Source organism: Nocardioides kongjuensis, from assembly GCF_013409625.1.
In the GTDB taxonomy this organism is placed as follows: Bacteria; Actinomycetota; Actinomycetes; order Propionibacteriales; family Nocardioidaceae; genus Nocardioides; species Nocardioides kongjuensis.
This window is the reverse complement of record NZ_JACCBF010000001.1, coordinates 3143207-3167895: the sequence shown is the minus strand read 5'-3', so window position 1 is coordinate 3167895 and position 24689 is coordinate 3143207. Positions and strand designations below refer to the sequence as shown.

25 protein-coding genes are annotated in these 24689 nt (G+C 71.8%); 5 read left to right on the top strand and 20 right to left on the bottom strand.

Translation table 11 applies throughout. The features are described from left to right. Positions 1-330 precede the first annotated feature (330 nt). Genes BJ958_RS15260 through BJ958_RS15250 form a run of 3 tightly spaced genes read right to left on the bottom strand, consistent with a single transcriptional unit; the run spans position 331 to position 4921 of the window. On the bottom strand, positions 331-1341 hold the full coding sequence (locus tag BJ958_RS15260) for a TIGR03617 family F420-dependent LLM class oxidoreductase (protein WP_179727790.1): 1011 nt from the start codon (positions 1339-1341) through the stop codon (positions 331-333). Position 1342: 1 nt separating this feature from the next. Next, entirely contained in the window at positions 1343-2920 is a 1578-nt protein-coding gene (locus BJ958_RS15255) for a fatty acyl-CoA synthetase (protein ID WP_179727788.1), read from the bottom strand. A gap of 42 nt (positions 2921-2962) precedes the next feature. Beyond that, positions 2963-4921 (bottom strand): MFS transporter, encoded by a 1959-nt coding sequence (locus BJ958_RS15250; protein WP_179727786.1) that lies wholly within the window; start codon positions 4919-4921, stop codon positions 2963-2965. Positions 4922-4963: 42 nt separating this feature from the next. Between BJ958_RS15250 and BJ958_RS15245 the strand changes: the two genes are divergently transcribed. Beyond that, positions 4964-5305, top strand: a complete 342-nt coding sequence (locus BJ958_RS15245) for a DUF2200 family protein (protein ID WP_179727784.1) — start codon at positions 4964-4966, stop codon at positions 5303-5305. A gap of 25 nt (positions 5306-5330) precedes the next feature. Here BJ958_RS15245 and BJ958_RS15240 read toward each other — a convergent pair whose 3' ends face one another. Both BJ958_RS15240 and BJ958_RS15235 read right to left on the bottom strand, forming a co-directional pair. Further along, entirely contained in the window at positions 5331-6350 is a 1020-nt protein-coding gene (locus tag BJ958_RS15240; RefSeq protein ID WP_179727782.1) for a hypothetical protein, read from the bottom strand. 129 nt (positions 6351-6479) lie between these two features. Continuing rightward, positions 6480-7496, bottom strand: coding sequence for a hypothetical protein (locus BJ958_RS15235; protein ID WP_179727780.1), 1017 nt, complete (start codon positions 7494-7496; stop codon positions 6480-6482). A gap of 236 nt (positions 7497-7732) precedes the next feature. On the opposite strand from BJ958_RS15235, the gene BJ958_RS15230 reads away from it, so the two are divergent. After that, positions 7733-8545, top strand: coding sequence for an alpha/beta fold hydrolase (locus BJ958_RS15230; RefSeq protein ID WP_179727778.1), 813 nt, complete (start codon positions 7733-7735; stop codon positions 8543-8545). A 147-nt stretch (positions 8546-8692) separates the two neighbouring features. Here BJ958_RS15230 and BJ958_RS15225 read toward each other — a convergent pair whose 3' ends face one another. Beyond that, positions 8693-9736, bottom strand: coding sequence for an AraC family transcriptional regulator (locus BJ958_RS15225; protein WP_179727777.1), 1044 nt, complete (start codon positions 9734-9736; stop codon positions 8693-8695). A 70-nt stretch (positions 9737-9806) separates the two neighbouring features. Between BJ958_RS15225 and BJ958_RS15220 the strand changes: the two genes are divergently transcribed. Continuing rightward, positions 9807-10397 (top strand): hypothetical protein, encoded by a 591-nt coding sequence (locus tag BJ958_RS15220; RefSeq protein WP_179727775.1) that lies wholly within the window; start codon positions 9807-9809, stop codon positions 10395-10397. A 66-nt stretch (positions 10398-10463) separates the two neighbouring features. On the opposite strand, the gene BJ958_RS15215 is transcribed toward BJ958_RS15220, so the two are convergent. From BJ958_RS15215 to BJ958_RS15200, 4 genes are all read right to left on the bottom strand, one after another. After that, positions 10464-10835 carry a hypothetical protein gene (locus tag BJ958_RS15215; protein ID WP_179727773.1) on the bottom strand — a complete coding sequence of 124 codons (372 nt, stop codon included), beginning with the start codon at positions 10833-10835 and terminating at the stop codon, positions 10464-10466. A gap of 95 nt (positions 10836-10930) precedes the next feature. Next, complete coding sequence (locus tag BJ958_RS15210) at positions 10931-11440, bottom strand: polyhydroxyalkanoate synthesis regulator DNA-binding domain-containing protein (RefSeq protein ID WP_179727771.1); 510 nt, start codon at positions 11438-11440, stop codon at positions 10931-10933. Positions 11441-11577: 137 nt separating this feature from the next. Next, on the bottom strand, positions 11578-11835 hold the full coding sequence (locus BJ958_RS15205; protein ID WP_179727769.1) for a hypothetical protein: 258 nt from the start codon (positions 11833-11835) through the stop codon (positions 11578-11580). Positions 11836-11925: 90 nt separating this feature from the next. Continuing rightward, complete coding sequence (locus tag BJ958_RS15200) at positions 11926-13299, bottom strand: DUF445 domain-containing protein (protein ID WP_179727767.1); 1374 nt, start codon at positions 13297-13299, stop codon at positions 11926-11928. Positions 13300-13450: 151 nt separating this feature from the next. On the opposite strand from BJ958_RS15200, the gene BJ958_RS15195 reads away from it, so the two are divergent. Continuing rightward, entirely contained in the window at positions 13451-13891 is a 441-nt protein-coding gene (locus tag BJ958_RS15195; RefSeq protein WP_179727765.1) for a YiiD C-terminal domain-containing protein, read from the top strand. A 12-nt stretch (positions 13892-13903) separates the two neighbouring features. On the opposite strand, the gene BJ958_RS15190 is transcribed toward BJ958_RS15195, so the two are convergent. Both BJ958_RS15190 and BJ958_RS15185 read right to left on the bottom strand, forming a co-directional pair. Further along, positions 13904-14224 (bottom strand): hypothetical protein, encoded by a 321-nt coding sequence (locus BJ958_RS15190; RefSeq protein ID WP_179727762.1) that lies wholly within the window; start codon positions 14222-14224, stop codon positions 13904-13906. Between the two features lie 55 nt (positions 14225-14279). Then, a complete protein-coding gene (locus BJ958_RS15185) occupies positions 14280-15659 on the bottom strand; it encodes a T9SS type B sorting domain-containing protein (protein ID WP_179727759.1) in 1380 nt (459 codons plus the stop codon). Positions 15660-16124: 465 nt separating this feature from the next. Here BJ958_RS15185 and BJ958_RS15180 point away from each other — a divergent pair, with 465 nt between their 5' ends. Then, a complete protein-coding gene (locus tag BJ958_RS15180) occupies positions 16125-17705 on the top strand; it encodes a GAF domain-containing sensor histidine kinase (protein WP_179727756.1) in 1581 nt (526 codons plus the stop codon). Here BJ958_RS15180 and BJ958_RS15175 read toward each other — a convergent pair. From BJ958_RS15175 to fliN, 8 genes are all read right to left on the bottom strand, one after another. Further along, positions 17686-18015 carry a hypothetical protein gene (locus BJ958_RS15175; RefSeq protein WP_179727753.1) on the bottom strand — a complete coding sequence of 110 codons (330 nt, stop codon included), beginning with the start codon at positions 18013-18015 and terminating at the stop codon, positions 17686-17688. The genes BJ958_RS15180 and BJ958_RS15175 overlap by 20 nt on opposite strands. Positions 18016-18017: 2 nt before the next feature. Further along, complete coding sequence (gene flhA, locus BJ958_RS15170; protein ID WP_179727750.1) at positions 18018-20087, bottom strand: flagellar biosynthesis protein FlhA; 2070 nt, start codon at positions 20085-20087, stop codon at positions 18018-18020. Positions 20088-20425: 338 nt separating this feature from the next. Beyond that, entirely contained in the window at positions 20426-21562 is a 1137-nt protein-coding gene (locus tag BJ958_RS15165) for an EscU/YscU/HrcU family type III secretion system export apparatus switch protein (RefSeq protein ID WP_179727747.1), read from the bottom strand. Positions 21563-21568: 6 nt separating this feature from the next. Beyond that, the gene (locus tag BJ958_RS15160; protein ID WP_179727744.1) at positions 21569-22336 is read right to left on the bottom strand and encodes a flagellar biosynthetic protein FliR; all 768 of its coding nucleotides are present in this window, start codon (positions 22334-22336) and stop codon (positions 21569-21571) included. Positions 22337-22344: 8 nt separating this feature from the next. Next, positions 22345-22614 carry a flagellar biosynthesis protein FliQ gene (gene fliQ, locus BJ958_RS15155; protein WP_179727741.1) on the bottom strand — a complete coding sequence of 90 codons (270 nt, stop codon included), beginning with the start codon at positions 22612-22614 and terminating at the stop codon, positions 22345-22347. 14 nt (positions 22615-22628) lie between these two features. Further along, positions 22629-23396, bottom strand: coding sequence for a flagellar type III secretion system pore protein FliP (fliP, locus tag BJ958_RS15150; protein WP_343052698.1), 768 nt, complete (start codon positions 23394-23396; stop codon positions 22629-22631). Then, complete coding sequence (locus BJ958_RS15145; protein ID WP_179727738.1) at positions 23393-23875, bottom strand: flagellar biosynthetic protein FliO; 483 nt, start codon at positions 23873-23875, stop codon at positions 23393-23395. Before BJ958_RS15145 ends, fliP begins: the two co-directional genes overlap by 4 nt. 5 nt (positions 23876-23880) lie before the next feature. Further along, positions 23881-24684 carry a flagellar motor switch protein FliN gene (gene fliN / locus BJ958_RS15140; protein WP_179727735.1) on the bottom strand — a complete coding sequence of 268 codons (804 nt, stop codon included), beginning with the start codon at positions 24682-24684 and terminating at the stop codon, positions 23881-23883. Positions 24685-24689: the final 5 nt, after the last annotated feature.

The window sequence follows — 24689 nt, the reverse complement described above, 5'->3', positions numbered from 1 at the left end:
GGTCGCGCGCGCTCGTGGCGGGTCGTCCGGGCGCTTGTAACACGTTGTCTGCTGCTCTCCCGGGCCCAAGACGTCGCGAAGTGGGTGCTGTGCGGGTCTGCTACAGCCGACACGGGCCCGGTAGGTGCGCGAACTGCGTGTTACAGCATGGCCGGACGGGCAGCCCGCGCGGCGGGTGCGCTGTAACACGTTGTCTCCTGCTCTCCCGGGCCCAAGACGTCGCGAAGGGGGTGCTGTGCGGGTCTGCTACAGCCGACACGGGCCCGGTGGGCCCGCGAACTACGTGTTACAGCACGGCGGACGGACAGCCCGACCCGGTGCCGCCCGAGGTCAGCGCAGAGCAACAGCCAGCGCGGCGACCTGCTCCAGCGGTGGGTCGTAGCCGGGGAAGTAGCAGCACACCCGCTCGACGCCGCGGACGCCGCCGAAGCGCCGGTGGAGCTCGGCCGCGCACTGCTCGGGCGTGCCCGCGACGGCGAGGGTGTCGAGCACCGTGTCGTCGACGAGGGCGGACATGGCGGCCACGTCGCCGGTCTTGGAGAGGCGGTTGAGCTCGGGCTGGAGGTCGGCCCAGCCCTCGACCTCGAGGACGGGCCGGTACGCCGGCGTGGAGCCGTAGAACGCGAGCAGGGCCCGCACCCCCGCCCGCGCGGCAACCACCTGCGCCTCGGTGCGGCCCATCGCCACGATGGCCTGGGGATGCACGGCGAAGTCCGCCGCCGACCGCCCGGCGAGCGCGAGTCCCTCGGCGATCGCGGGCAGCGTGCGCTCGCGGAAGTGGCGGTGGCTGTGGAACGGCATGACCAGCAGGCCGTCGGCGACCTCCGCGGCGGTGCGGGTCATCAGGGGGCCGAGGGCGCCGAGGAGGACGGGCGGCGGGCCGTAGGGGTTCGGGCCGGGGACGAAGGTCGGCGGCATCAGGGTGTGGGTGGTGTGCTCGCCGCGGAAGTCGAGGCGTTCGCCCGACTGCCAGGAGTGCAGGATCGCCTTGACGGCGCCGACGATCTCGCGCATCCGCGCGGCGGGCGGGGACCAGCGGGCGCCGTACCTCTTCTCGACGTGGGGCTGGATCTGCGAGCCCAGGCCGAGCCGGAACCGGCCGCCCGACATGAGCTGGAGGTCCCAGGCGGTGTGCGCCAGGTGCATCGGCGAGCGCGGCATCGCGATCGCGACGTTGGTCATCAGGTCGGCGTCGACCTGGCCGGCGACGGCGGCGAGGGGCAGGAAGACGTCGTGCGGCCCCTCGAAGGTGAACAGGCCGGCGGCGCCGGCCTCCGCGAGCTCCCGGGCCCGCTCGCGCACGGCGTCGGGGCGGGCGTCCAGCTGCAGGTCGAGGAGCACGTCAGTCCTCTCCGGCCGACAGGTCGGCGTGCGCGTCGCGGAGCTGGCGCTTGAGGATCTTGCCGCTGGGGTTCTTGGGGAGGGCCTCGGCGAGGACGACGTACTTGGGCGCCTTGTAGCCGGCCAGCACCGACCGAGCGTGGGTGAGGACGTCGTCGGGGGACAGGTCCGTCCCCGCACGGGGTACGACGACCGCCGCGACCGCCTCCACCCAGCGCGGGTGGCTGACGCCGAAGACGGCGACCTCCGCGACGTCGGGGTGGGTGTAGATCGCCTCCTCGACCTCCCGGCTCGCGACGTTCTCGCCACCGGTCTTGATCATGTCCTTCTTGCGGTCGACGACGTAGAGGTGACCGGTGTCGTCGAGGTAGCCGAGGTCGCCGGAGTGGAACCAGCCGCCACGGAAGGCCTCCGCCGTCTTCTCCGGGTCGTCGTGGTAGCCCAGCGTCGCGTGCGGGCTGCGGTGCACGATCTCGCCGACGGTGCCCGCCGGGACCGGGACGTCGAGGTCGTCGACGATCCGGGTCTCGACGTTGATCGACGGGCGGCCGGCCGAGCCGGCGTACGCCAGCTGCTCGTCGGGGCCCAGGATCGTGGCGAGCGGGGCCATCTCGGTCTGGCCGTAGAAGTTCCACAGCGCGACGTCGGGCAGCCGCTGCTGGAGCTCGCGCAGCACCTCGACCGGCATCGGCGAGGCGCCGTAGTAGCCCTTGCGCAGGCTGGACAGGTCGGTCGTGTCGAAGTCGGGGTGGCGCAGCAGGCCGATCCACACGGTCGGGGGCGCGAAGAACTTCGTGACCCGGTGCTCGGCGATGGCGCGCAGCACCCTCGCCGGGTCGGGGCCGGGCAGGATGATGCTGGTGGCGCCGAGGTAGACGTCGGTGCCGAGGAAGCAGTCGAGCTGCGCGCAGTGGTAGAGCGGCAGCGTGTGCAGCTCGACGTCGTCGGCGCTCATCGACCCGTCCAGGGCACACGAGACGTACTGCCACAGCAGCGACCGGCTGCTCAGCAGCGCGCCCTTGGGCCGCGACTCGGTGCCGGAGGTGAACATCATCCGGACCGGGTCGTCGTCGGCCATCGGTACGACGACCGCCGGGCCCTCGTGCTCCAGCCAGCCGGACAGGTCCTCCCAGCCGTCAGGAGCCGCGTCCCCGGCGACGCGGACCACCCGCCGCTCCCGCACCTGCGCGCCGGCGGCCGCGGCGAGCGCGGCGTCGGCCACCGGCACCAGCGCGTCCTCGACGACGAACCCGGTGGCGCCGCTGTGGTCGAGGATGAACGCGATCTCGTCGGCGCCGAGCATGAAGTTGATCGGCACCAGCACGACGCCGGCGCGCGCGGCGGCGAAGTCGAGCACCGCGAACTGCCAGCAGTTGTGGCTGAGCAGCGCGAGCCGGTCGCCCTTGGCGAGCCCGGCCGCGGTGATCGCGGCGGCCGTGCGCTCGACGTACGCGTCCAGCTCGGCGAACGTCAGCCGGGTGTCCCCGTCGATCACGGCGACCTTGTCGGGCACGCGCTGCGCCGTGCGCCGGGGCAGGTCGCCGAGGGTGTGCTGACGGGCCGAGGAGACGTCGCTCATGCCCCGAGGCTAGACCTCGGTGTCGGGCCCGCAGGAGGAACGTCAGGTGGCGTCGGCCAGGGGCGTGCCGAGGTCGAGGTCGAAGTCACGGGCCTCCTCCCACACGCTGAGCGTGCGGGCGCCGAGCGCCTCGGTGGGACCGGCGACGGTGAGCACGTAGCGCCCGTTGGCCGGCCGCGGGACCTCGTAGCGGCCCTCGTGGTCGGTGCGGACCGTGGTGACCAGCTCGCCGGTGGCGCGGGTGAGGACGACGAGCGCGTCGGTGACGGGCTGCCCGTCGGAGGCGCGGATCGTGCCGCCCAGGGTGAGCCGCTCGCGCAGCACGATCGGGGGGACGGGCGCGGCACTGTCGAGCGTCATCATCCGCGAGCGCGGGCGCCAGCCGTCGGCGGAGGTGACGACGAGGTAGTCCGCCGGCTCGGGTACGGCGGCCGCGAACCGCCCCTCCGCATCGGCCTGGCCCCAGTCGACCGCACGCCCGTCGGGGGTCAGCACCGTCACCACCGCGTGGCGGATCGGGTTGCCCTTGAGGCTGAGCACCTGGCCCTGGACGATCTGCGCGCGCGTGGTGTTCTCGGCGCCCGAGCGGTCCGCCTCCTCGGCGTACTCGCGCATCCGGAGCATGGGTACGCCGATCAGTGCCGTCGCCAGGGCGGCCGCGGCGGCGAGCCAGAAGATCAGCATCAGCGAGTGCAGGCTCGGCAGCTCGCGCCCCGCCAGGGTGAGCGTCGAGGCCGTGGTGATCGCGGCGGTGGCGGCGCTCGCGGTGGACGTGCCGAAGGAGCGCAGGAGCACGTTCAGGCCGTTGGCCGAGGCGGTCTCGGTGACGGGCACTGCGCGCATCACGAGCGTCGGCAGGGCGCCGTACACCATCGCGGTGCCGGTGCCGACGACCACGGACCCGACCACGACCTGCGGGAGGTCGGCGCTGTAGAAGGTCCGCCAGACGTAGGCCGTGCCCATCAGCAGCGCACCCGAGACGAGGGTGGCCTGCGGGCCGATCCGGCGGATCAACCAGGCCGAGACGGGCGCCATCAGGCCGAACGCGGCGGCGTTGGGGACCATCCAGAGGCCGGTGTGGAGGACGTCGAGGCCCCGGCCGTAGCCGGTCTCGACAGGCAGCTGCAGCAGCTGGGTGGTGACCAGCATGTTGGCGAACATCGCGAATCCCGCGAACACCGAGGCGAGGTTGACCAGGACAACCGAGCGTCGGGCCGCGACCCGGACGTCGACCAGCGGCCGCGGGGTGCGCAGCTCGAGCGGGATCCAGATCGCCAGCACGGCCGCGCCGCCGGCGAGGCAGCCGACGGTCGAGGCGGAGGCCCAGCCCCACTGGCCGCCCTTGGACAGGGCGAGCAGCACGGCGGTCAGCGCGACCGACAGCAGCGCTGCGCCGCGCAGGTCGAAGGAGCCGCTCGTGCGGACCGGCGACTCGGGCAACAGGGCCAGCGTCCCGGCGATGAGCAGGACCCCGACCACGCCGGTGAGCCAGAACGACGCGTGCCAGTCCATGTGCTCGACGATCAGCCCGGACAGCGGCAGACCGACGCCGGCTCCGATCGCGAGGGTCGCGCTCATCAGGGCGACGCCGAGCGGCACCCGGTCACGGGGGAGCTCGTCGCGCATGATCGCGATGGCGACAGGGATCAGCGCGACCCCGACTCCCTGGAGGGCCCGCGCCCCGATGAGGAGCGGCAGCGCCTGGCTGAGCGCGCCGAGGAGCGAGCCCACCACGGCGACGCCCAGCGACACGACCATCATCCGGCGCTTGCCGTACATGTCGGCCAGTCGCGAGATGGTGGGGGTCGCCACCGCGCCGCTGAGCAGGGTCGCGGTCACCAGCCAGGAGGCGCTGTCGGGCGACGTACCGAGGATCCTCGGGAGGTCCGGCAGCAGTGGCAGCAGCAGCGTCTGCTGCAGCGAGACCACGATGCCGCAGCACGAGAGCATCGCGACGACGACCGCAGGACTGGTGCGTGGTCGGACCTGCTCGACGACCACGCTTGAGGCACCTCTTCCTGCGCTCGAACTACCCTGCGCTGTGTGCACCGTATCTTCTCGACCAGCGTCGCGTCGGTCTACTCCCACTACGTGGCCAAGGTCGAGAGGAAGGGGCGCACGCAGGCCGAGCTCGACGAGGCGATCTGCTGGCTGACCGGCTTCTCGCCGACGGAGCTGCGGGCCCACCTGGACGCGGGTACGACGTTCGAGGACTTCTTCGCCGCCGCCCGGCTCAACCCCGCGGCGTCCCTGATCACCGGCGTGGTCTGCGGGATCCGGGTCGAGGACGTCGAGGACCCGTTGATGCAGAAGATCCGGTACCTCGACAAGCTCGTGGACGAGATCGCCCGCGGCAAGGCGATGGACAAGGTCCTCCGAGGCTGAGCCTCGCCGCTCGCCCCGTCGGTGGTCAGTTGGTGCAGGCGAGGTAGCTGGCGCGGACCTTCCTCTTCGTGCCGTTCTTCATGATCACGGTGGCGGTGATGTCGGCGGCGGCGTTGTCGGCGAGGGGCAGCACGACGGGCCTTCCCTTCCGGATCTTCTTGCCCTTCACCGTGGCGACCTTCGTGCCGTTGACCGTGAACGTGACGCGGCCGACGCTCCACCGGATCACCTTCTTCTTCGGCCAGGTTGCTGTTGCGGTGTGGGTACCGCAGTCGCGGGCCGCGGGGAGCCTGACGATCTTTCGGGCCTTGCCGGACGGGGCTTGGGATGCGGAGCCGGGCACGGCGAAGGTGATCGATGCGGTGCCCGAGCGTGCTCCGGTGTAGGCGGTTTTCGTCTGGTGCCACGCGTCACCGCCCAGGGCGGCCTCGTAGTCGCCTGCGGGCAATAGGACGGTCGAGCTCCCCGCGCCGTCGGTATCGTCGGACCTGGCGAGGTAGAAGTCGCCGGACGACTGCGAGATCTCAACCGCGGTGGACCCCGGACCCTGTCCGCCGATGGTGATGGTCGCCCAGGTCGGGGCGGTCAGGGTGAAGCCGGTGGACAGGAAGACCCCGAGCCTCGTGTAGGCACTGCACCCCGGCGAGGTGCCCTTGCTCGCGGAGGCCGTGATCGTGCCGTTGTAGCCCATCGCCAGCGACGTCGGTCGTCCGCCGGACGTGGTGGCCGAGGCGCGGCCCTGGATCGTGACGCTGTTGGTGACGTAGTCGGTGGCGTCGCTCTGGGCGGCGAACTTCCGGGTCACCGTGTGGCTGGCACTCGCCGGGGCGGCGTTCTCGACGAGCGCGACGGACGGGCCCGGCGCTGGCGCCGCACCCTGGGGAGGGCACGTGGTGGTGTAGCCGTACCCGGCGCCGCCGAACGAGAGGCGGGCGTTGGTGAGGACCGGGGTCGCGTGAGCGGGCGGCGGCGCGACGAGGAGCGAACCCGCCGTGAGGGCCGTCGCGAGGCCGGCGCTGAGCAGGCGTGCGCGAGCGAGTGTCATGGGAGCAGCTCCTTGTCCGAGAAACCGAGAGGTGACGAACCTAGCCGGACACCCGGCGGAATCGGCGAACGACGGAGGGGGCGGGCCCGGCGTCGCCGGACCTGCCCCCTCGGCAGGTACGTCCTGCGGTCAGCTGGTGCAGGCGAGGTAGCTGGCGTCGACGGTGCGCGTCTTGCCGTTCTTGAGAGCGACGGTGGCGGTGATGTCGGCGGCGGCGTTGTCGGCCAGGCCGAGGCCGACGGCCTTGCCCTTCTTGAGCTTCTTGCCCTTGAGGGTGGCGGCCTTCTTGCCGTTGACCGAGAAGGTGACCTTCTCGATCTGCTTGATCCGCTTCTTCTTGGTGGTCAGCGTGGCGGTGGCGTTGTGGGTCGCGCAGGCGCGGGTGCCGGGGAGGGCGACGTACTTGCTCGCCTTGCCGGACGGGGCCTTGGACGCGGAGCCGACCGGGGCGAAGGTGATGCTCGCGGTGCCGGAGAAGGCGGTGGTGGATGTCGTGGCGGTGCGCTTGCTGACGTCACCCTCGACATATCCTCGGTAGTGCCCCGGGGGGAGGTAAACGGTGACCGTCCCAGTGCCATCGAGGTTGCGGCCGTACACGTCCTGGTACGGCACTGCGTTGTCCTCGTAGATGTACGACTCGATGAAACCGGGCCCCTTCTTGGTGACGGTCAGCGTGGCCCACAGCGGGACCGTCGTCGTGAGGTCGAAGTCGAGTTCCAGGCCGGCCGAGGCGTAGGCATTGCACGTCGAGGTGCCCTTGGTCGCAGTTGCTGCCGCCGTGCCACTGAGGCTCGTCGTGATCGAGGTGGGCAGGCCGTTGGTCGACTTCACCGAGGACGACGCCTGAAGAGTCGCCGTGTTCGTCAGTACGTCGCTGGGATCGCCACCGTTCGTGAAGACGGCGGTCGTCGAGACCGAGGTCGCGGTCGGAGCGCCGTTCTCGGCGACCGGGACCACGGGGGTTCCGGGGATCGCAGGGCTGTTGTTGGTGCAGCTCGATGCCTGCCCCGTGTCGTGGTATTGGCTGGTCGTGGCACTGATGAAGACCGGTGCAGCGTGCGCCGTCGGCGAAGCGGCCAGCAGCGTGCCAGAGGCGAGTGCAGCGGCGAGGCCGGCGCCGAGCAGGCGCGTACGGGCGAGTGTCATGGGGAGCATCTCCTTGTCCGAGGGATTCGAGCGCGCGACCGTTTCCCCCCGGGACAGCCGTGCCGATGATCGACCCTAGTGAGGGTTCGCCGGTGTGGCGCCGAAGGGAAGGTAAAGAAACCGGGCGCGAACAGCTGCTTGCGCCCAGCTAGCACGTCCCATACCCTCGGTATCCGCAACTCACAGTTGCACCTATCTGCCGCACCAGCGTCGGTGCGGGGAAGAGCGAGGTCGACATGCTTGCCCACGAACGGATCGGCTCGGGAGAGCCCCTCGTCCTGGTTCACGGGATCGGACACCGCCGGCAGGCGTGGTACCCGCTCGTCGACCGGCTCGCCGAGGAGCGCGAGCTCGTCCTGATCGACCTGCCGGGGCACGGTGAGTCCCCGGCGCTGGTCCCCGACGGCCGCCCGGTGCGCGACATCCTGCGCGACATCCTCGAGGACTTCTTCGTCGAGCAGGGCCTCGACCGCCCGCACATCGCGGGCAACTCGCTCGGTGGCCGGATCGCCCTCGAGGCGGCGGCCGACGACCTGGTGAGCAGCGCGACCACGCTCGCGCCCGCCGGGTTCTGGCGCAACCAGGTGGACTTCGCCTACATCCGGGCGGTCTTCACGCTGCTGACCGGGGCCGCCACGCTGGCGCAGCCGGTCGCGCCCGCGATCCTCAGGACGGCGCCCGGCCGCGCCGCCGCCTTCGGCCTGCTGATGACCAAGGGCCACAAGCTCAGCCCGGAGGCCGCCCTCGGCGACGTGCGCGGCCTGGTGCACGCTCGGCCGGCGCTGGAGACGATCATCGACGGCGGCTTCCCGTTCGACCGCCCCATCGACCCGGCCATCCCGGTCACGGTGGCCTGGGGCACCCGCGACCTCGTGCTGCTGCCGTACCAGGCCGGCCGTGCGCGAAAGGCCCTCCCGGACGCCGAGCACGTGACGCTGCCGGGGTGCGGCCACGTCCCGATGATCGACGACGTCGACCTGGTCGCCGACGTGCTGCTCAAGGGATCCGCGCACCCGCGACTCGGCCAGGCGACCTACGACGTCGCCTGACCGAGCGCACGGGGGTCACCCGGCGGAGCCGATGGCCGGCGCCCGCCAGCCGGTGAGGTCGTTCTGCGACCCATGGGGATCCTCTCGGTGGGTCGCGGGGGACCCGGTCGGGAAGGCGGACCCCTGAATGTCGCCAGGTGGCCCGGCTCAGGTCGTGACCTGGCGTTCCTCGTTCTCGACCTCGGGCGACACGCGCCGTGCCGCTTGCCGGACCTGCTTCGGCGGCATGCCGAACCACCGACGGCTGGCCCGGGACAGCGCGCTCTGCTCGCTGAGGCCCAGCGCGCCGGCGAGCTGGCCCAGCGGCATGTCGGTCTCGCGCAGGTAGCGCTCGGCCTCGTCGCGGCGTACCTGGTCGACGAGGGCGGCGAAGGACGTGCCCTGCTCGGCGAGCTGGCGCTGGAGGGTACGTCGGTGCAGCGCCAGCTGGCCGGCCACGAGGTCGAGGTCGAGGGTGCCGGTCGGCAGCATGTGGCGGACCAGCTCGGCCACCGTGTCTGCCGTCGCCGACGCAGTGGGGACGGCGATGGTGCTGAGGTAGCGCTGGGCGAGGGCGTGCACGTCGCCGTCGTCAGCGAGCGGCCGGCTCAGCACCGCGGCCGGGAAGCGCAGGGCGTAGCGCTCCGAGGCGAACGCGACGGGGCAGCCGAAGTAGGTGCGGTACGCCGCCGGGTCGCCCAGGGGCTGGTGCCGCAGCTGGACCGACCGCGGACTGAAGTCCGCGCCCGCGAGCAGCTGGAGCACCCGTAGGGCCACCCCCAGCGCGAGCTCGGCCGCCTGGCGGTGCGGGGGAGGACGCCGTACGACGATCCGCCACTCGAGCTCGGCCATCCGCGAGCGCGGCGGCGCGGTCACCGTGATCGCGATCGCCGGGCTGTAGACGGTCAGGTACTGCTCGATGGCCTGGAGCGCCGCACCGGTCGTGCCGGCCGTGCGGGCCGCGACGCCGAGCGGACCGAGGATCTCCAGTCCCTGCCGGGTGGCCAGCCGGCGACCGAAGTCGTCGGCTCCCGTCGCAGCAGCCGCCGCCTCGAGCGCCGTCACGACGCTGCGGTAGCTGACGAAGCTGTCGTGGTCGCCGATCGTCGCGGCCGGCAGGTGGGCCAGGTCGAGCAGTGGCTGGAGGTCTCCGCCGAGCTCGTCGACCAGCTCGGCGTACCCCTGGAGCGCCGTGCCACGGATCAGGGACATGTCGCTCAGAGTCAAGAACGGGTCGCGCGCTGTCAAGACCCGCGACCTCGGACGGGGGGATCGTGGAGCCATGAGCCGTTTCGACATCACCCAGACCAATGCTGCCGTCCGTCGTCTGATGGAGACGACGACCAACCCGCGCCACCGCTGGCTGTTGGAGGCCTACGACCGGCACCGCAACCTCGAGATGGCCGGACGCTGGAAGGAGATCTTCGCGCCGGAGATGACGGTCGCGCACCCCGTCTACCACTTCAACGTCTTCGGCATCCAGACCGTGCTCGACGGTGCCGAGGCGGTCCAGGCGGTCTACGAGGAGTGGTCGGGCACGGCCCAGTGCGTGTTCTACACCGACGACGAGCAGCTCGCGGTGGGCGACAACATGATCGTGTCCACCGCGACCATCTACCAGCAGACGCCGGGCTCCGTGCTCGTCGCTGCCGGCGCCCCGGTCGATCCGGCCGCGCACTACCTGGTCGCGAACGTCGAGCACATGATCTGGCCGTACGACGACGAGGGCCGCCTGGTCGGTGAGGACGTGTGGGAGATCGACGACTCGAAGCGGCAGGTCATCCCGCTCGACCCGGCGGAGGTGCTGAGCGTCGAGCAGTCCGCAGCCCTGCTGGCGCCCTACATCAGGGACCTGCCGCAGCGACCCTGGTGACCCCGGAACGCAGGAGCGCCCGACCACCGTGGTGGCCGGGCGCTCCCGCGTCGGTGCGGCAGCAGGTCACTTGCCGAGCTTGGCGAGCTTCCGGGTCTGCTTGCCGAGGTCCTCGATCTGGGCGCGGAGCTCCTTGACGTCCTGGCGGCTGGGCAGCACCGCCCTGGTGGCCTTGCGGGCGTTCTTGCGGGTCTTCTTCTCGACGTCGCCGGCGGTGTCGAGCACGCTGTCGACGACGTCCTTCGCGGAGTCGAACAGGCCCGAGACGTAGTCGGTGACCACGCGGTCCGAGCCCCTCTTCGTGCCCTTCCTCGTCGCCGGCGCCTTGGTGGCGGTGGTCTTGGCGGTGGTCTTGGTGGCGGCCTTGGTGGCGGCCTTGGTGGCGGCCTTGGTGGCGGTCTTGCGGGCGGCCGTGGTCTTCGTGGCGGTCGTGGTCATCGTCTGCTCCTTGCGGGATGGGTGCTGCGGGACGCCCCGATCTTACGCAGTGCATAGAATATTACGCAACGCATTGTGACGCGGGCCGCACGTCCTCACGCGCTGTCGCTGCCCTCGTCGGCGGCCCCGCGCTCGGCGAGCCGGTCCTGGACCAGGACCGAGACCGCCTGGGTGAGCTCGGCGACCTGGGCGCGGAGCTCGGCGATCTCGGCGTCCCTGGCGTCGTCGTCCCCGGTCGACGCCGGCTTCGTCCTCGCCTCGCCGGACTTCTTCTTCGCCGACTTCTTCTTGGCCTTCTTCGGCTTCTCCGGCTCCGGCTCCGGAGCCACCTCGCCCACCAGCTGCTGGGCGATCTGCCCCGGCGCACGCAGCAATCCGCTGATCAGGTCGGTCGGTCCGCCGCCCACGCGGACCCGCCTGCCGAGCACCTGGGCGAGCACCTCGTCGGTGCGGTCGTGGCCGGAGTCGTGGTCGCGTACGACGAACCGGATGCCCGTGTCGAGCAGGGCGGACAGGTCGTCCAGCGTGGTGAACTGGCGCCGGCTGGTGTCGTACAGCTTGCGGTTGGCATAGCGCTTGATCACGCGCGGTTCGTCGGTGCCCATGGAGCCTCCTCGGTCGGATGTCGCCATGCTACGCGGTGCAGAATGGCGGGGAATGACGCGGACGTGCGAGACGCCCGCCGGTCGATGACCGGGCGGGCGTCTCGGAGGTGGTGCGGTGCCGTGGTGCGGCACCGGTGTCACTTCTTGTTGCTCTTGCCGACCTTCGCGAGCTTCTCGGCCTGCTTGCTCAGGTCCTTGATCTGGTCACGCAGGCCGTTGATGTCCTTCTTCGAGGGAACGACCGCCTTGGTGGCCTTCTTGCCGTTCTTGCGGGCCTTCTTCTCGATGTCGCCGGCCGTGGTGGTCGGGTCGTCGAGCAGGTCCTTGGTGGTGTCGACCAGGCCGCTGATGTAGTCGGTGACCTGCTTGTCGTTCTTCTTGGTCTTGGTGGCCATCGTGCTTCTCCTTGGGTGAGTGGGTGGTGCTTGTCGATGTCTCGATACTATGCAGCGCGTAATGTATTACGCAACGCATTGTGACGGGTGTCACGCATGGGTGAGGTGCTCGACGAGGAGGACCTGCAGCTCGCCGACGAGGAAGCCGAGGACGGCGCCGACCATGATCAGCGTGCGCTCGTCGGCCTGGAAGGCCGGGCGCAGGACGCCCTCGAACTGCTCGGGCGTCATCTCGGCCATCTTCTCCGACATCAGCGCCTCGATCTGGAGCCGGCCGTCGAGGTAGCCGAACGAGTCGTGCAGGACCACCGGCAGCACCGCGACGAGCTCACTGGCCGCCGTGTCGGCCATGCCGCCGACCTGGGCCACGTCGAGCCCGACCCCCGCGGCCTCGCGCACCGGGCGGGTGACCGCGCCGCCGAGGACGCCGAGCACCGAGCCGACCGACAGCTCACCCACGCCGAGGCCGAGCCGGTCGAGCTCGGGCGGGGCCAGCCGGCCCAGCGCACGGCGGACGTGCGCCTCGACGTCGACCAGCTCGTCGCGCAGCGTGCGCTGGATGATCGGCGCGAAGAGGTCGACCATCTTCTGCTGCGAGGGGCCGTGGAACATGCTCGCGACGATCCGGTCAGCGGTCAGGACGCGGGTGCCGATCAGGCGTCCGTACTCCTGGGAGACCGGGATCCGGTGCTTGAGGAACAGGCCCTGCCAGGTGATCACGCCGAGGTACCTCGTCGGCTCCTTGGGGCTGAAGATCAGCCGCAGCGCCGCCCAGTCGGTGAACCAGCCGATGAACAGGCCGAAGACCGGCATCACCAGCGGCTGGTGGGTGGCCGCCCAGATCGCGGCCTGCAGGATGCCGATCGCGAAGCCGAACACCAGGCCGCTGCGGCGGATGAACCGGAACTCGCGCTTGCCGACGTCGAGGAACATCGACTCGAGGATGTCGGGATCGGCGAGGAACTCGGCCGTCACCATCTCCTGCAGGTCGAAGACGTCGTCGATGTTCTTGCGCAGCGCCTTCACCAGCTTGGGCACCAGGTCGACCGCGGCGTCCTGTGCGCGCTGCACGACCAGGTCCTTCGCGGGACCGGGGAGCACGTGCCACAGCGCCGGCTGGTACTCGTCGGCCACGATCGGCACGATCCGCGCGACCTCCTTGCGCAGCGGCCGCTCGATCTTGCGGGCCAGCTCCTTGCCGTCGACCCGGCTGACGATGTCGCCCGACGACACCAGCCGCCCGGTCAGCGTCTGGCACAGCACCTCGACCATCTCGGGCGCGCGGCGCGGGATGATGCCCTGCCAGCCGAACGGCTTGAGGCCGCGGTACCGGTGCGGCCGGAACATCATCTTGATCGCGACCAGCTTGGTGACGTACCCGATCAGCCCGGCCAGGAACGGCATCGAGGCGTAGACCAGCCAGTTCGTCTGGACGTCGTGGACGATCTCGGACCACTCGCGCATGGTGGGAACTCCTGCCTGCGGCCCTCCCTGCCGAAGGACCGGTTCGTCGAGTTTCCTCGCGAGGGGAGGGGCCCCGACATGGGCGGAAGTCCAGCCTTCGTGGAGGCTGTTGTGCACCGGGCACGATCGTCGTACCCGCTAGCGTGGCGCCGTGACCGACCTCCAGGAGACCACTGCCGACGTCCGCCGCATCATCCCCATCCTCGACGCCATGCAGGTCGAGGTCGTCGAGCTGGAGCGGAACACGGTGGCCGCGCGGATCCCCGCAGCCCCCAACGTCAACCACTTCGGGACGGCGTACGCCGGCTCGCTGTTCACCGTCGCCGAGGTCCTCGGCGGGCTGCTCCCGCGCACCTCCCTGGTCGTGGAGGGCGGCGTACCGCTGATCAAGTCGATGACCATCGACTTCCTGCGTCCGGCCACGACCGCGGTCGTCTCGCGGGCGCGCATCGAGGACGACGAGATCGAGCGGGTGCTCGCGGAGTACGCCGAGCGCGGCAAGTCGGACTTCGAGCTCCTCGCCGAGGTCACCGACGAGGAGGGCACGGTCGTCGCGCGGACGCGGGGGCTGTACCAGCTGCGCCGGTTCTGAACCTCGTGAACCTCAGTGGCTGACCGTCACCTTCACCGGTGCGGTCCAGTAGTAGCCGTACGGCCCAGCCGCTCCCGGGGTGTCCCGAGCGACCAGGCTGGTGAGGTAGTGGCTCCCCGCCGGCCGGCTGTCGAGGTCGACCGTCACCCGGTACCGGCCGGTCGCCGGGTCACGCTCCATCGCCGCACCGCAGCAGCTGTTCCCGATCAGCGCGACGCCGGCGGCCTGCACGGTGACGCCCGGGGTGGGCGTCAGCTCCACGGTGAACCGGTTGCCCGTCGTGGCGACGACCGCGATCGTCCCCGGGACGGTGTCGTCGAGGTGGACGGTCACGGCCGCGGGCGTCGCGTTCCCGAGGGCATCGGTGAAGGTCGTGCGGACGACGTAGTCACCACCCGGCAGCCGCGCGCCGTCGGGGCCGGTGCCGTCCCAGGTGAACGACGTGCGGCCCGCCCGCCGCCACCGTGTGGTCGACGAGGGTGGTGCCGTCGGCGCTGCTGGCCACGAAGTCGGCGGACTCCACGGCCGACCGGTCGGCGACGCCGAAGGTGAAGGTGCCCGCGACGTACTGGTCGGGGAGGCCGAGGTAGAGCCGGCTGTTCGCGGGCTGGGTCGCCACCGGGCCGGCGGTGTCCTCGGCGAGGACCAGCTCCTGGTCGGGCGTCGTGTACGTCGTCGACGCCGCCCCCCGCGTGATGTGCGCGCGCACCGGGTAGGTCCCGGCCGGGCGGGCGCCCAGGTCGAGCACCGTGCGGTAGGTGCCGGTCGCGGCGTCGTACGTCGCCTGCTGCGGGGCGTCGTCCTCGGTGCCGGCGGGTGAGGTGGACACGGCGACGGCGGTGACGCCCGCGCCCGCCTTCGGGGTCACGACGACCTGCCAGCGGTAGTCGTCGACCGGGGTCACGGCCAGCGTGCCCGGGACGGTCGCGTCGAGGTCGACGGTGACGGCCGGTCCCGTGGTGCGGTAGCCGGCGGCGTCGGTGAAGCGGGTGGTGACCCGGTAGCGGGCGGCCGGCAGCAGGGCGCCGTTGTCCCGCGTGCCGGCCCACTCCAGGGCGAACACGTGGGTCAGCGGGTCCGCCTCCAGCGCGCCCCCGTCGTCGAGCGTGCCGGTCGCGACCAGGGCACCGATCCCGTTGCGGACCTCGAAGGTCGTCGCGGTGATCGCGCTGGCGTCACGCACCGCGAACCGGGTCGTCGTGGTCTCGTAGGCGCCCGGGCGCTCGAGGTGCAGCGTCTGCGACGCGTCGGAGAGGTGCAGCTTCGCCGTCGGCGCCACGCGGTCGACGACGCGCACCGGGACCGTGGTGCTGTAGCCCTGCTGCTTGGCCCCGATCCGGTCGGTGAACTCGAACAGCGCGCCGGCCAGGCCGCTGTAGGTGCCGCAGTCGGACACGTTGAAGGTCGCCTGGATGCGCCCGCCCAGGCCCGGTGTCTTCGCGTCGCTCACGGCGCACCTCGAGGCGCCGTACCCGTCGCCGACCATGAAGCGGGCGCTGGTGGGCGTGACCCCCGGGCGGGGGCCGATCGACATCGTGGCGTTGGTCGAGTACGTCGTGCCGCTGACCACGCCCTGCAGCGGGACGACGGAGTGCCGGTCGAGCGGCAGCGCGTACTCCTCCACGTCACGGGTGCCGTCGGGGTCCACCGCCTCGACCCGCAGCCGGTAGTCGCCCTCGGGCAGGTCGCGGCCGGCGGCGTCGACGAAGGTCCACTCGACCTCCTGGGCGGTCGCGACCGCGACGTCCTGCGCGAGGGTCCGCACCACGGCGCCCGGAGTCGAGCGCCCGGGCGGTCACGACGGAGGGCCGCGAGACCGACCAGCCGACGGACGCGAGCGCACCCTTGGTGCCGCTCTCGGAGGTCAGTCCCTCCGAGAACGTCACCTTGGGCTGGGTGGTGAACCTGATCTGCACGGCCGGATCGGCCGCCTGGGCTGCGGACAGCGCAGTCCCCGAGATGGTCAGTGCGACGACCGTCGTACCGATCCGCAGCCAGCGCCCCATGTCACCACTCCTTCGTCGGTCGCTCCCCATCGGCGACCGTCAGGTACCCAACGCTCGACGAGGTGATTTGGTGACGGCTTGACGGCCGGGTGGCCGGGTACGGCGTCCCGGAGTCCTCAGGACCTCGGTCCCGGTGCCGATCAGCGGAATGCGCGAGTGGTGGCGCGACAAAGTAAAGGGATAGCCTTCGGAGGTCAGCGATCGCTGCGGGAGGGGATCGGCACCTGATGGACGTGGACCAGGACCTCGAGCTCCCGGCGGAGGCGCGTGCACTGCTGGACGCGGTGGTCGCGATCGGTTCCGACCTGGACCTGCGCGGCGTGCTGACCCGCATCGTCGAGGCGTCCTGCGAGCTCACCGGTGCCGAGTACGGCGTGCTGGGGATCGTGGACGACGAGGGTGACTTCATCGACCTGGTGCCCAACGCCGCCGTCGGCGAGCAGTTCACGCAGATCGGGAGGATGCCGGAGGGCCACGGCCTGCTCGGCCTGGTGCCGCGCGAGCGGCGCTCGATCCGGGTCGACCACGTGGCCGACCACCCGGTGTCGACGGGCTCGTTCCCCCACAGCCACCCGCTGATCGACCGCTTCCTCGGGGCGCCGGTGCTGGTGCGCGACCAGGCGTTCGGCCACCTCTACCTCGGCAACAAGCGCGGGCACGAGGAGTTCACGGCGACCGACCAGGCGCTGGTCGAGGCGCTGGCCCGTGCGGCCGGCACGATGATCGAGAACGCCCGCACCTACGAGCAGGTCGAGTGGCGGCGGCGCTGGCTGGCAGGCACCGGCGAGGTGGGCCGCGACCTGACCGGCACGACCAGCGTCGAGGAGGCCCTCGACGAGCTCGTCGTCTCGCTGCGCGACCTGTGCGGCGCACGCCTGGTCGCCTACGTCCGCGTCGACGCCGGCCTGCTCGAGGTCCGCCAGGTCGCCGGCGACACGGCGGCGGCGCCGCGCGTCGTCGAGAGGTACGCCGACCAGGTCCGCGACGTGACCTCGTCCCGGGTGCCCGAGAGGATCCCGCACGACCACCACCGCACGACGCTCGTCGTACCCGTGCACACCCGGCTCTCCGGACCCGGCGCGATCCTCGTCGACCGCGCGGAGGAGACGCCGTCGCTGCGCGACATCATGCTCGACCTGGTCTCGGTGACCGCGGCCCAGCTCGGCCTGATCCTCGACCGGCGGCAGGCCCTGAGCGAACGGGCCCAGCTGCTCGTGGCCCGCGACCGCGACCGGATCGCGCGCGACCTGCACGACCTCGTCATCCAGCGCCTGTTCGCGACCGGCATGCAGCTCCAGGGAGCCCGCGCCCTCGACCCGGCCGAGCTGCGCACCCGGGTCGACGGTGCGATCGCCGAGCTCGACGGCGTGATCAAGGAGCTGCGCTCGGTGATCTTCGAGCTCGGCACCGGCTCCGGGCGCCCGCTGCTCGACGACGTGCGGGCCCTGCTGTCCGAGTACGCCGCAGTGCTGGGCTTCCAGCCGCTGCTGCGGATCCAGGGGCCGGTCGACCGGGCCCTGGTCCCGGAAGCCGGCAGCCACGTGCTCAGCACCCTGCGCGAGTCGCTCTCCAACGTCGCCCGGCACGCCGAGGCGAGCAGCGTCACCGTCGAGCTGACCGTGTCGTCGGCCTGGTTCCGGCTCCGCGTCGTCGACGACGGCCGGGGCTTCGACCCGGCGACCCGGACGACCGGCAGCGGCACCGGCAACCTGCGCGCGCGGGCACAGGAGCTCGGTGGGCACGTGGTCGTGAGCTCGGCGCCCGGTCAGGGCACCGTGCTGGAGTGGGTCATTCCGACAGTGGGCTGACCGGGCCCAGGTCCTCGAGCGGCTCCTCGAAGCCGAACAGGTCGTCGAGGAGGTCGGGCTCGGTGCTCGTCTCCGCGGCCGTCCCGAGCGGGGGCAGGTCGTCGGCCGCGGCGTCGAGCAGCTCGGGACCGGGTCCGGCGAGCAGCGGCCACAGGGTGCGCACCACCAGGGCGGCGGCCGTGGCGCCGACCATCACGACGAGCAGGCGGGTCAGCGCCTCGTCCGTGCTCAGCTCGCCGTTGGCGGCCAGGAAGCCGGCGGGCGAGGCGACGAGGGCAGCGAGCACGAAGACGCGCAGGTCGAACATCATGATCAGACTCCTGCTCCAAGGACCGGGCGGGCCCCGGTCGCGGACACGACGGCCACCGAGCGGACCTCGTGGGCCGCGCCGAGCTCGGCGTACGAGAAGACGGGGAGGCGCTCGACGGTGGGCGCCACGAGCCGCCGGACGGCGGCCCGCAGGGCGGGCGCGCAGACGAGGACCGGTCGTACGTCGGTGTTCTCGGCCGCCTGCACCGCCTGGGCCAGCCCGAGCAGGACCCGCTGGGCCACGTCGGGGTCGAGGACGATGACCGCGCCGTGCTCGGTCGGGCGCATGCCCTCGAGCATGTGCTGCTCCAGCAGCGGCTCGAAGCTGATCGCGTGCAGCACGCCGTCGGTGACGAAGGGGGCGGCGAGGGCGGGTTCGAGTGCGGCGCGGGCGGCCTCGACGAGGCCGTCGAGGTCCTTGCTGAGCGCGGCACGCACCGAGAGCGCCTCGAAGATCCGGACCAGGTCGCGGATCGGGATCCGCTCCTCCAGCAGGGCGCGGAGCACCCGCTGCACCTCCCCGAGCGAGAGCTGGGTCGGGGTGAGCTCCTCGATGACGACCGGGTGGGTGCGCTTGATGACGTCGGTGAGCAGGCGGACGTCCTCGCGGCCGAGCAGCCGGCTGGCGTGCTGGTGCACGACCTCGGCGAGGTGCGTGGTGACCACCGAGGCGCGGTCGACGACGGTCGCGCCGCCGATCTCGGCCTGGTGCCGCAGCTCGGCCGGGATCCACTTCGCGTCCAGGCCGAAGACCGGCTCGCGGGTCGGGGTGCCGGGCAGCGAGCCGAGGAACTCGCCGATGGCCAGCACCGTGCCGCGCGGCGCCTCGCCGCGCGCGACCTCGGCGCCGTACAGCGTGATGGCGTAGGTGTTGGCAGGCAGCTCGAGGTTGTCGCGGGTGCGCACCGGGGGGATCACGATGCCGAGCTCGCCGGCCACCTTGCGGCGCAGCGCCTTGACCCGGTCGAGCAGGTCGCCGCCGGAGCGGCTGTCGACGAGGTCGATCAGGTCGGCGGAGAGCTCCAGGCCGAGCGGGTCGACCCGGATCTCGGCGACCAGCGCCTCCGGGGTGTCGGGGACCTGGGCCAGCTCGGCGGCGGTGGCGTCGGCGTCGGCGCCCGTCGCGCCGCTGGCGGCGGACTCGTCGATCCGGCTCGCGCCGAGCAGCATCAGCCCGCCGGCCACGAGGAACGGCAGCTTGGGCAGGCCGGGGATCGCGCACAGTGCCAGCGCGCCGAAGCCGGCGACGCGCAGCGGCATCTTGCGCGCGAAGATCTGGCCGACGATGTCGGAGCCCATGTCGGAGTCGGCGACCGCGCGGGTGACGATCAGGCCGGTCGCGACGCTGAGGAGGAGGGCGGGGATCTGGGAGACCAGGCCGTCACCGATCGAGAGCAGCGAGTAGGTGTTGATCGCCTCGCCGAACGGCATGCCGTACTGGGCGACGCCGATCGCGAAGCCGCCGAGCAGGTTGACCAGGGTGATCACGATCGCGGCGATCGCGTCGCCCTTCACGAACTTGGAGGCACCGTCCATCGCACCGTGGAAGTCCGCCTCGGCGTGCACCTCCGCACGCCGGCGCCGGGCCTCCTCCTCGTCGATCAGGCCGGAGTTGAGGTCGGCGTCGATCGCCATCTGCTTGCCGGGCATCGCGTCGAGCGTGAACCGCGCACCGACCTCGGCGACGCGGCCGGCGCCGTTGGTGATGACGACGAACTGGATGACGAGCAGGATCGCGAACACGATCAGGCCGACGATCAGCGAGCCGCCGACGACGAAGTGGCCGAAGGTGTCGATCACCTTGCCGGCGTACCCGTCCAGCAGCACCAGCCGGGTCGCGCTCACGTTGAGGGCCAGCCGGAACAGGGTCATCACCAAGATGACCGACGGGAACGCCGAGAACTCCAGCGGCTTGTGGATGAACATCGCCACCATCAGCACGAGCAGGGCGCCGGTGATGTTGAGCGCGATCATCAGGTCGAGCACCATCGCGGGCAGCGGCACCACGAGCATGACGACGATCAGCACGATGCCCAGGGGGACACCGAGCCGGGTCAGCGACTTCACGGACATGCGGTGGCTACAGCCTCTCGACCGGTCGCGCCGTCCGTGGCACTGCGGGGTGGCGCCGTCCTGGCGTCGCAGGCTCCATCGGCAGGGCGGCGGTGGGGATGAGGGGTTGACGGGGTGCATGAGTCCCCGGTCGGCCGGGGACCCGTGCAGGCACTCGGTGCTCGGCGGCCGGGGCGGCGCGGTGCGGTGGTCCGGACCGTGCTGTAACACGTCATTCGCTCACCTAGCAGCCGCAAGACCACGCGCGGCCGGGGCTGTACGGGGCTGGTACAGGTGTCTTGCGGCGGGTAGAGCGGCGAACTACGTGTTACAAGCCCCGGACCTGGCCCCCGCGCAGCTCACGCACCCTCCACCGCCCGCCGGCGGCGGGAGTGGGCGAGGACCTCGGGGAGCTCGTCGGTACGACGAGGGGTGCGGTGCTCGCCGCCGTGCTGACCGGCGTGCCGGCGACTCAGCACGAAGGCCAGCACCTGGGCGACCGCGGCCCACAGCTCGCGGGGGATCTCCTGGCCGACCTGGCAGTGCCGGTACAGAGCCCGCGCCAACGGGACGTCCTGGACGAGCGGCACCCGCTCCTCGGCGGCCACCTCGCGGATCCGGGCGGCGATGGCGCCGGCGCCGCGGGCGACGACGCGGGGGGCGCCCTGCTCGGGGTCGTAGCGCAGCGCGACGGCGACGTGGGTGGGGTTGACCAGCAGCACGTCCGCGGTGGCGACGTCGGCGATCATCCGGTTGCGGGCGGCGGCCAGCTGCCGGGCGCGGATGGCGCCCTTGACCAGCGGGTCGCCCTCGGACTGCTTGTGCTCCTGCTTGATCTCGCTGTGGCTCATCCGCAGCTGCTTGCCGATCCGGCGGCGCATCATCGCGTAGTCGGCGGCAGCCATGACCAGGCCCGCGACGGCGACGGTGAGCAGCAGGTGGGAGACCTCGGCGGTCACCTGGTGCAGCACCACGCCGATCGGGAGCAGTCCGCCGACCAGCGGCATCATCGACTTCACCGCCCCCCACGCGAGCAGGCCGACGACGGTGCTCTTGCCGAGCACCTTCACGCCCTCCCACGCGGCGTGCGGACCGAACAGCCGCTTGGCGCCCTTGATCGGGTCGAGCTTCTTCGGGTCCGGCTTGACGAGCTTGGGGGAGAGGTAGAAGCCGCCCTGCGCCAGCGCGGAGACGACGCCGACGACGAGCATCATCGAGCCGAGGACCAGCAGGGTGAGGAAGGCGTGGCGTGCGGCGTCGCCGAGGAGGGTCAGGGCCAGGGAGATGGACGGGTCCGCCGCGGAGCGCAGCGAGGTGGCCATCATGGTGCGCAGCGCGCCGAGCTCGTGGTCGAGCAGCGGGCCCATCGCCAGCGACACCACCAGCAGCCCCAGCCAGCCGCCGAGCTCGGGGGTGCGCGGGACCTGGCCGTCCTTGCGGGCCTGCTTCTTCCGCTTGGGAGTGGGCTTCTCGGTCTTCTCCTCGCTACCGGCCACCGACGATCACCCCGCTCCGGCCATCGTCGCCATCGCCTCGTTGGCGTAGGTGACCAGGCGGTCGAGGGCGCCGGGGAGCATCGGGAAGGACAGTCCGAGCAGCAGCAGGGTGAGGCCGACCTTGGCCGGGAACATCATGCTGAGCGCGTTGAGCTGCGGCGCGACCTTGGTGAGCAGGGCGAGGGCGAGGTCGGCGACGAAGAGCACCGCGATCATCGGCAGGGCCATCTGCACCGCGACGGTGAAGAACATCGAGAACGCCGTCAGCAGCACGCCGTCCCAGCTCGACACGTCGGGCATGCCGGTCAGCGGCAGGTACTTGAAGGTGCTGAGCAGGCCGCCGATCACGATCAGGTGCCCGCCGGACACGACGAGCAGCGCGGTCGCGAGCAGCTGGTGGAAGCGGCCGAAGACGGTGTTGGAGTTCATCGCCAGCGGGTCCCACGCCGCGGCCAGCGCGAAGCCGCCGAACACGTCGACCAGGGAGCCGGCCGCGCCGATGGCCGAGAACAGCAGCATCGTCACGTAGCCCATCCCCAGGCCGATCAGCGCCTGGGCCGCGGTGGCCATGACGAGCCCGGGCGTCGTACCGGGCAGGTCCTGGGCGGACAGGGTCGGCGCCATCGCCAGCGACAGGCCGAGCGCGAGGACCACCTTCGCCATGGTGGGGATGCCCCGCGTCGCGAAGGGAGGTACGACGACCAGCCACGCCACCACCCGCACCGAGGCGAGCAGCAGGGCGCTGAGGGCGGCACCGTCGACGGAGAGGACCACGGCGGTGCCTAGGCGAGCAGGCCCGGGAGCAGGTCGAACAGCTCGCGGGTGAAGGCCATCAGCGTGTGCAGCATCCAGTTGCCGCAGAACAGCAGCGCGACGCCGACGCCGACCAGCTTCGGCACGAACGAGAGCGTGAACTCCTGGATCTGGGTCATCGACTGGAACAGCGAGATGGCGAAGCCGATGACCAGCGAGGTCGCCAGGATGGGCGCCGACAGCTTGAGCGCCACCAGCATGGTCTTGAGGGCGATCTCGATGATCGCGGTGTCGGTCATGTCGTCGTGCCCCGCTAACCGGTCCCGTACGACGCGACGAGCGCCTTGATGACCAGCGCCCACCCGTCGACCATCACGAACAGCAACAGCTTGAACGGCAGCGACACCATCACCGGCGGCATCATCATCATGCCGAGGCTCATCAGCGCCCCGCTCACGACGATGTCGATGACCAGGAACGGGATGAAGATGATGAACCCGATGACGAAGGCGTCCTTGAGCTCGGAGAGCACGAACGCCGGGATCAGGGTGGCCGTCGAGACGTCGTCGCGGTTCTCGGGCAGCTTGCGGTCGGCGACGCTGGTGAGCAGCTGCAGCTCGCCGTCGTCGGTGTTGTCGAGCATGAAGTCCCGCAGCGGCTCCATGCCGTCGTGGAACGCGGCCGAGGTGGTCTTGTCGCCGTCGAGGTAGGGCTGCACGCCGTCGTCGTTCACCTGCGAGAGGACCGGCGACATGATGAACAGGCTCAGGAACAGGGCGAGCCCGGCGAGCACCTGGTTGTTCGGGGTCTGCTGCAGGCCGAGCGCGTTGCGGGTCAGGCCGAGCACGACGAGCACCTTCGTGAAGCTGGTGCAGGTCAGCACGATGGCCGGAAGCAGGCTGAGCAGGGTCAGCGCGAGGAAGACGAGCAGGCTGTTGCTCGGCTTGTCGGTCATGCCCGACAGGTCGATCTGCACGCTGCCGCCGCCGTTGCCGCCGCCCGGACCGTTGGGGCCCTTGGGTCCGCCCGGGTCGGCGACGACCAGTGCGACCCTGGTCAGCGCGAGGGACAGGGTCGTCACGACGCCCGCTTCCCGGTGACGGCGGCCATGGCGTCCTTCCAGGTCTGCGGCGAGAGCACGGAGCCGGCCAGCGCGCCCGAGGTGGGTACGACGCGCGCGGGGCGCGGCGCGCCCTCTGCACCCTCGCCGGCCCCGGTGTCGGTCCCGGTGTCGGTCCCGCCACCGGCCGCGTCGTCGATCAGCTCGACCGGGGTCAGGTCCAGGCCGATCTCGTCGGGCTCGACCTCGGCCAGCAGGGTGATCTGCTGCTCGGTGGTGCCGAGCACGAGGACCCGGGTGCCGACCGAGATCACGGCGACCCCTTGGCCGCGGCCCAGCGCCTGGCGCTGCACGACCTGGATCGCCGCGCCGGAGGGCGCCTTGAACCGGCGGTTGGCGAAGCGGGCGATGAGCAGCAGCAGCCCGACCACGAGCGCCAGCGAGCCGACCAGGCGGACGGCCAGCTCTCCCAGGCCGACGCTGCCACCACTGTCCAGCATCGGTGTCAGACCGCGGCGTTCGCGTCGAGGATCTCGGTGACCCGCAGGCCGAAGTCCTCGTCGACGACGACGACCTCGCCGCGGGCGACCAGGCGACCGTTGACGAGCAGGTCGGCGGGGCTGCCGGCGGCGCGGTCCAGCTCGAGGACGGCGCCGGGGGTCAGGGCGAGCAGGTCGCGCACCGTCATCCGGGTGCGGCCCAGCTCGACGGTGACCTCCATGTCGACGCCCTGGAGCAGCTCCAGGCCGCGGGGCGGGGCGACGGCGGCGCCGAAGGCGGGCACGAACGGCTCGGGAGCGGAGTCGGCGACGGCGTCGGCCAGCACGGATGCGGCGGGCTCGGAGTCCTCGCTGATCGGCTCGCGGGCACCGGCGAGGGTGGCCTCGGGGACCAGGACGGCGGCCGCGATGCCGGCGCCGATGAGCGGCACCGTGCTGAACGGACCGCCGAGCTCGGTGGTGACGTCGTACCCCTCCGCGTCGAGGTCGAGGGTGCGGGCGCCGCGGGCGTGCGCGCCGAGCTGGCGGGCGGCCGCGTCGAGGGCCGGCTGGACGGCGGCGGCGACGTCGAGCGCGCCCATCGGGCTGCTGGCGAGGGCTTCGACGAGCTCGGTGCCGACGAGGACCACGACCGCACCGGGCACCCCGCCGTCGAGCTCGGCGATCGCGCCGCCGGCGAAGGCCGCGGTGACGTGCGGCGAGCCGGGCTGCGCCGGGCCGGGGGTCAGCGGCGTGACCGCCGGGAGGGCACCGGCAGCGGCGACCGCGACGGCCTCGGCGAGCAGGGCGGGGTCGAGCACATCGGTCATGGGGA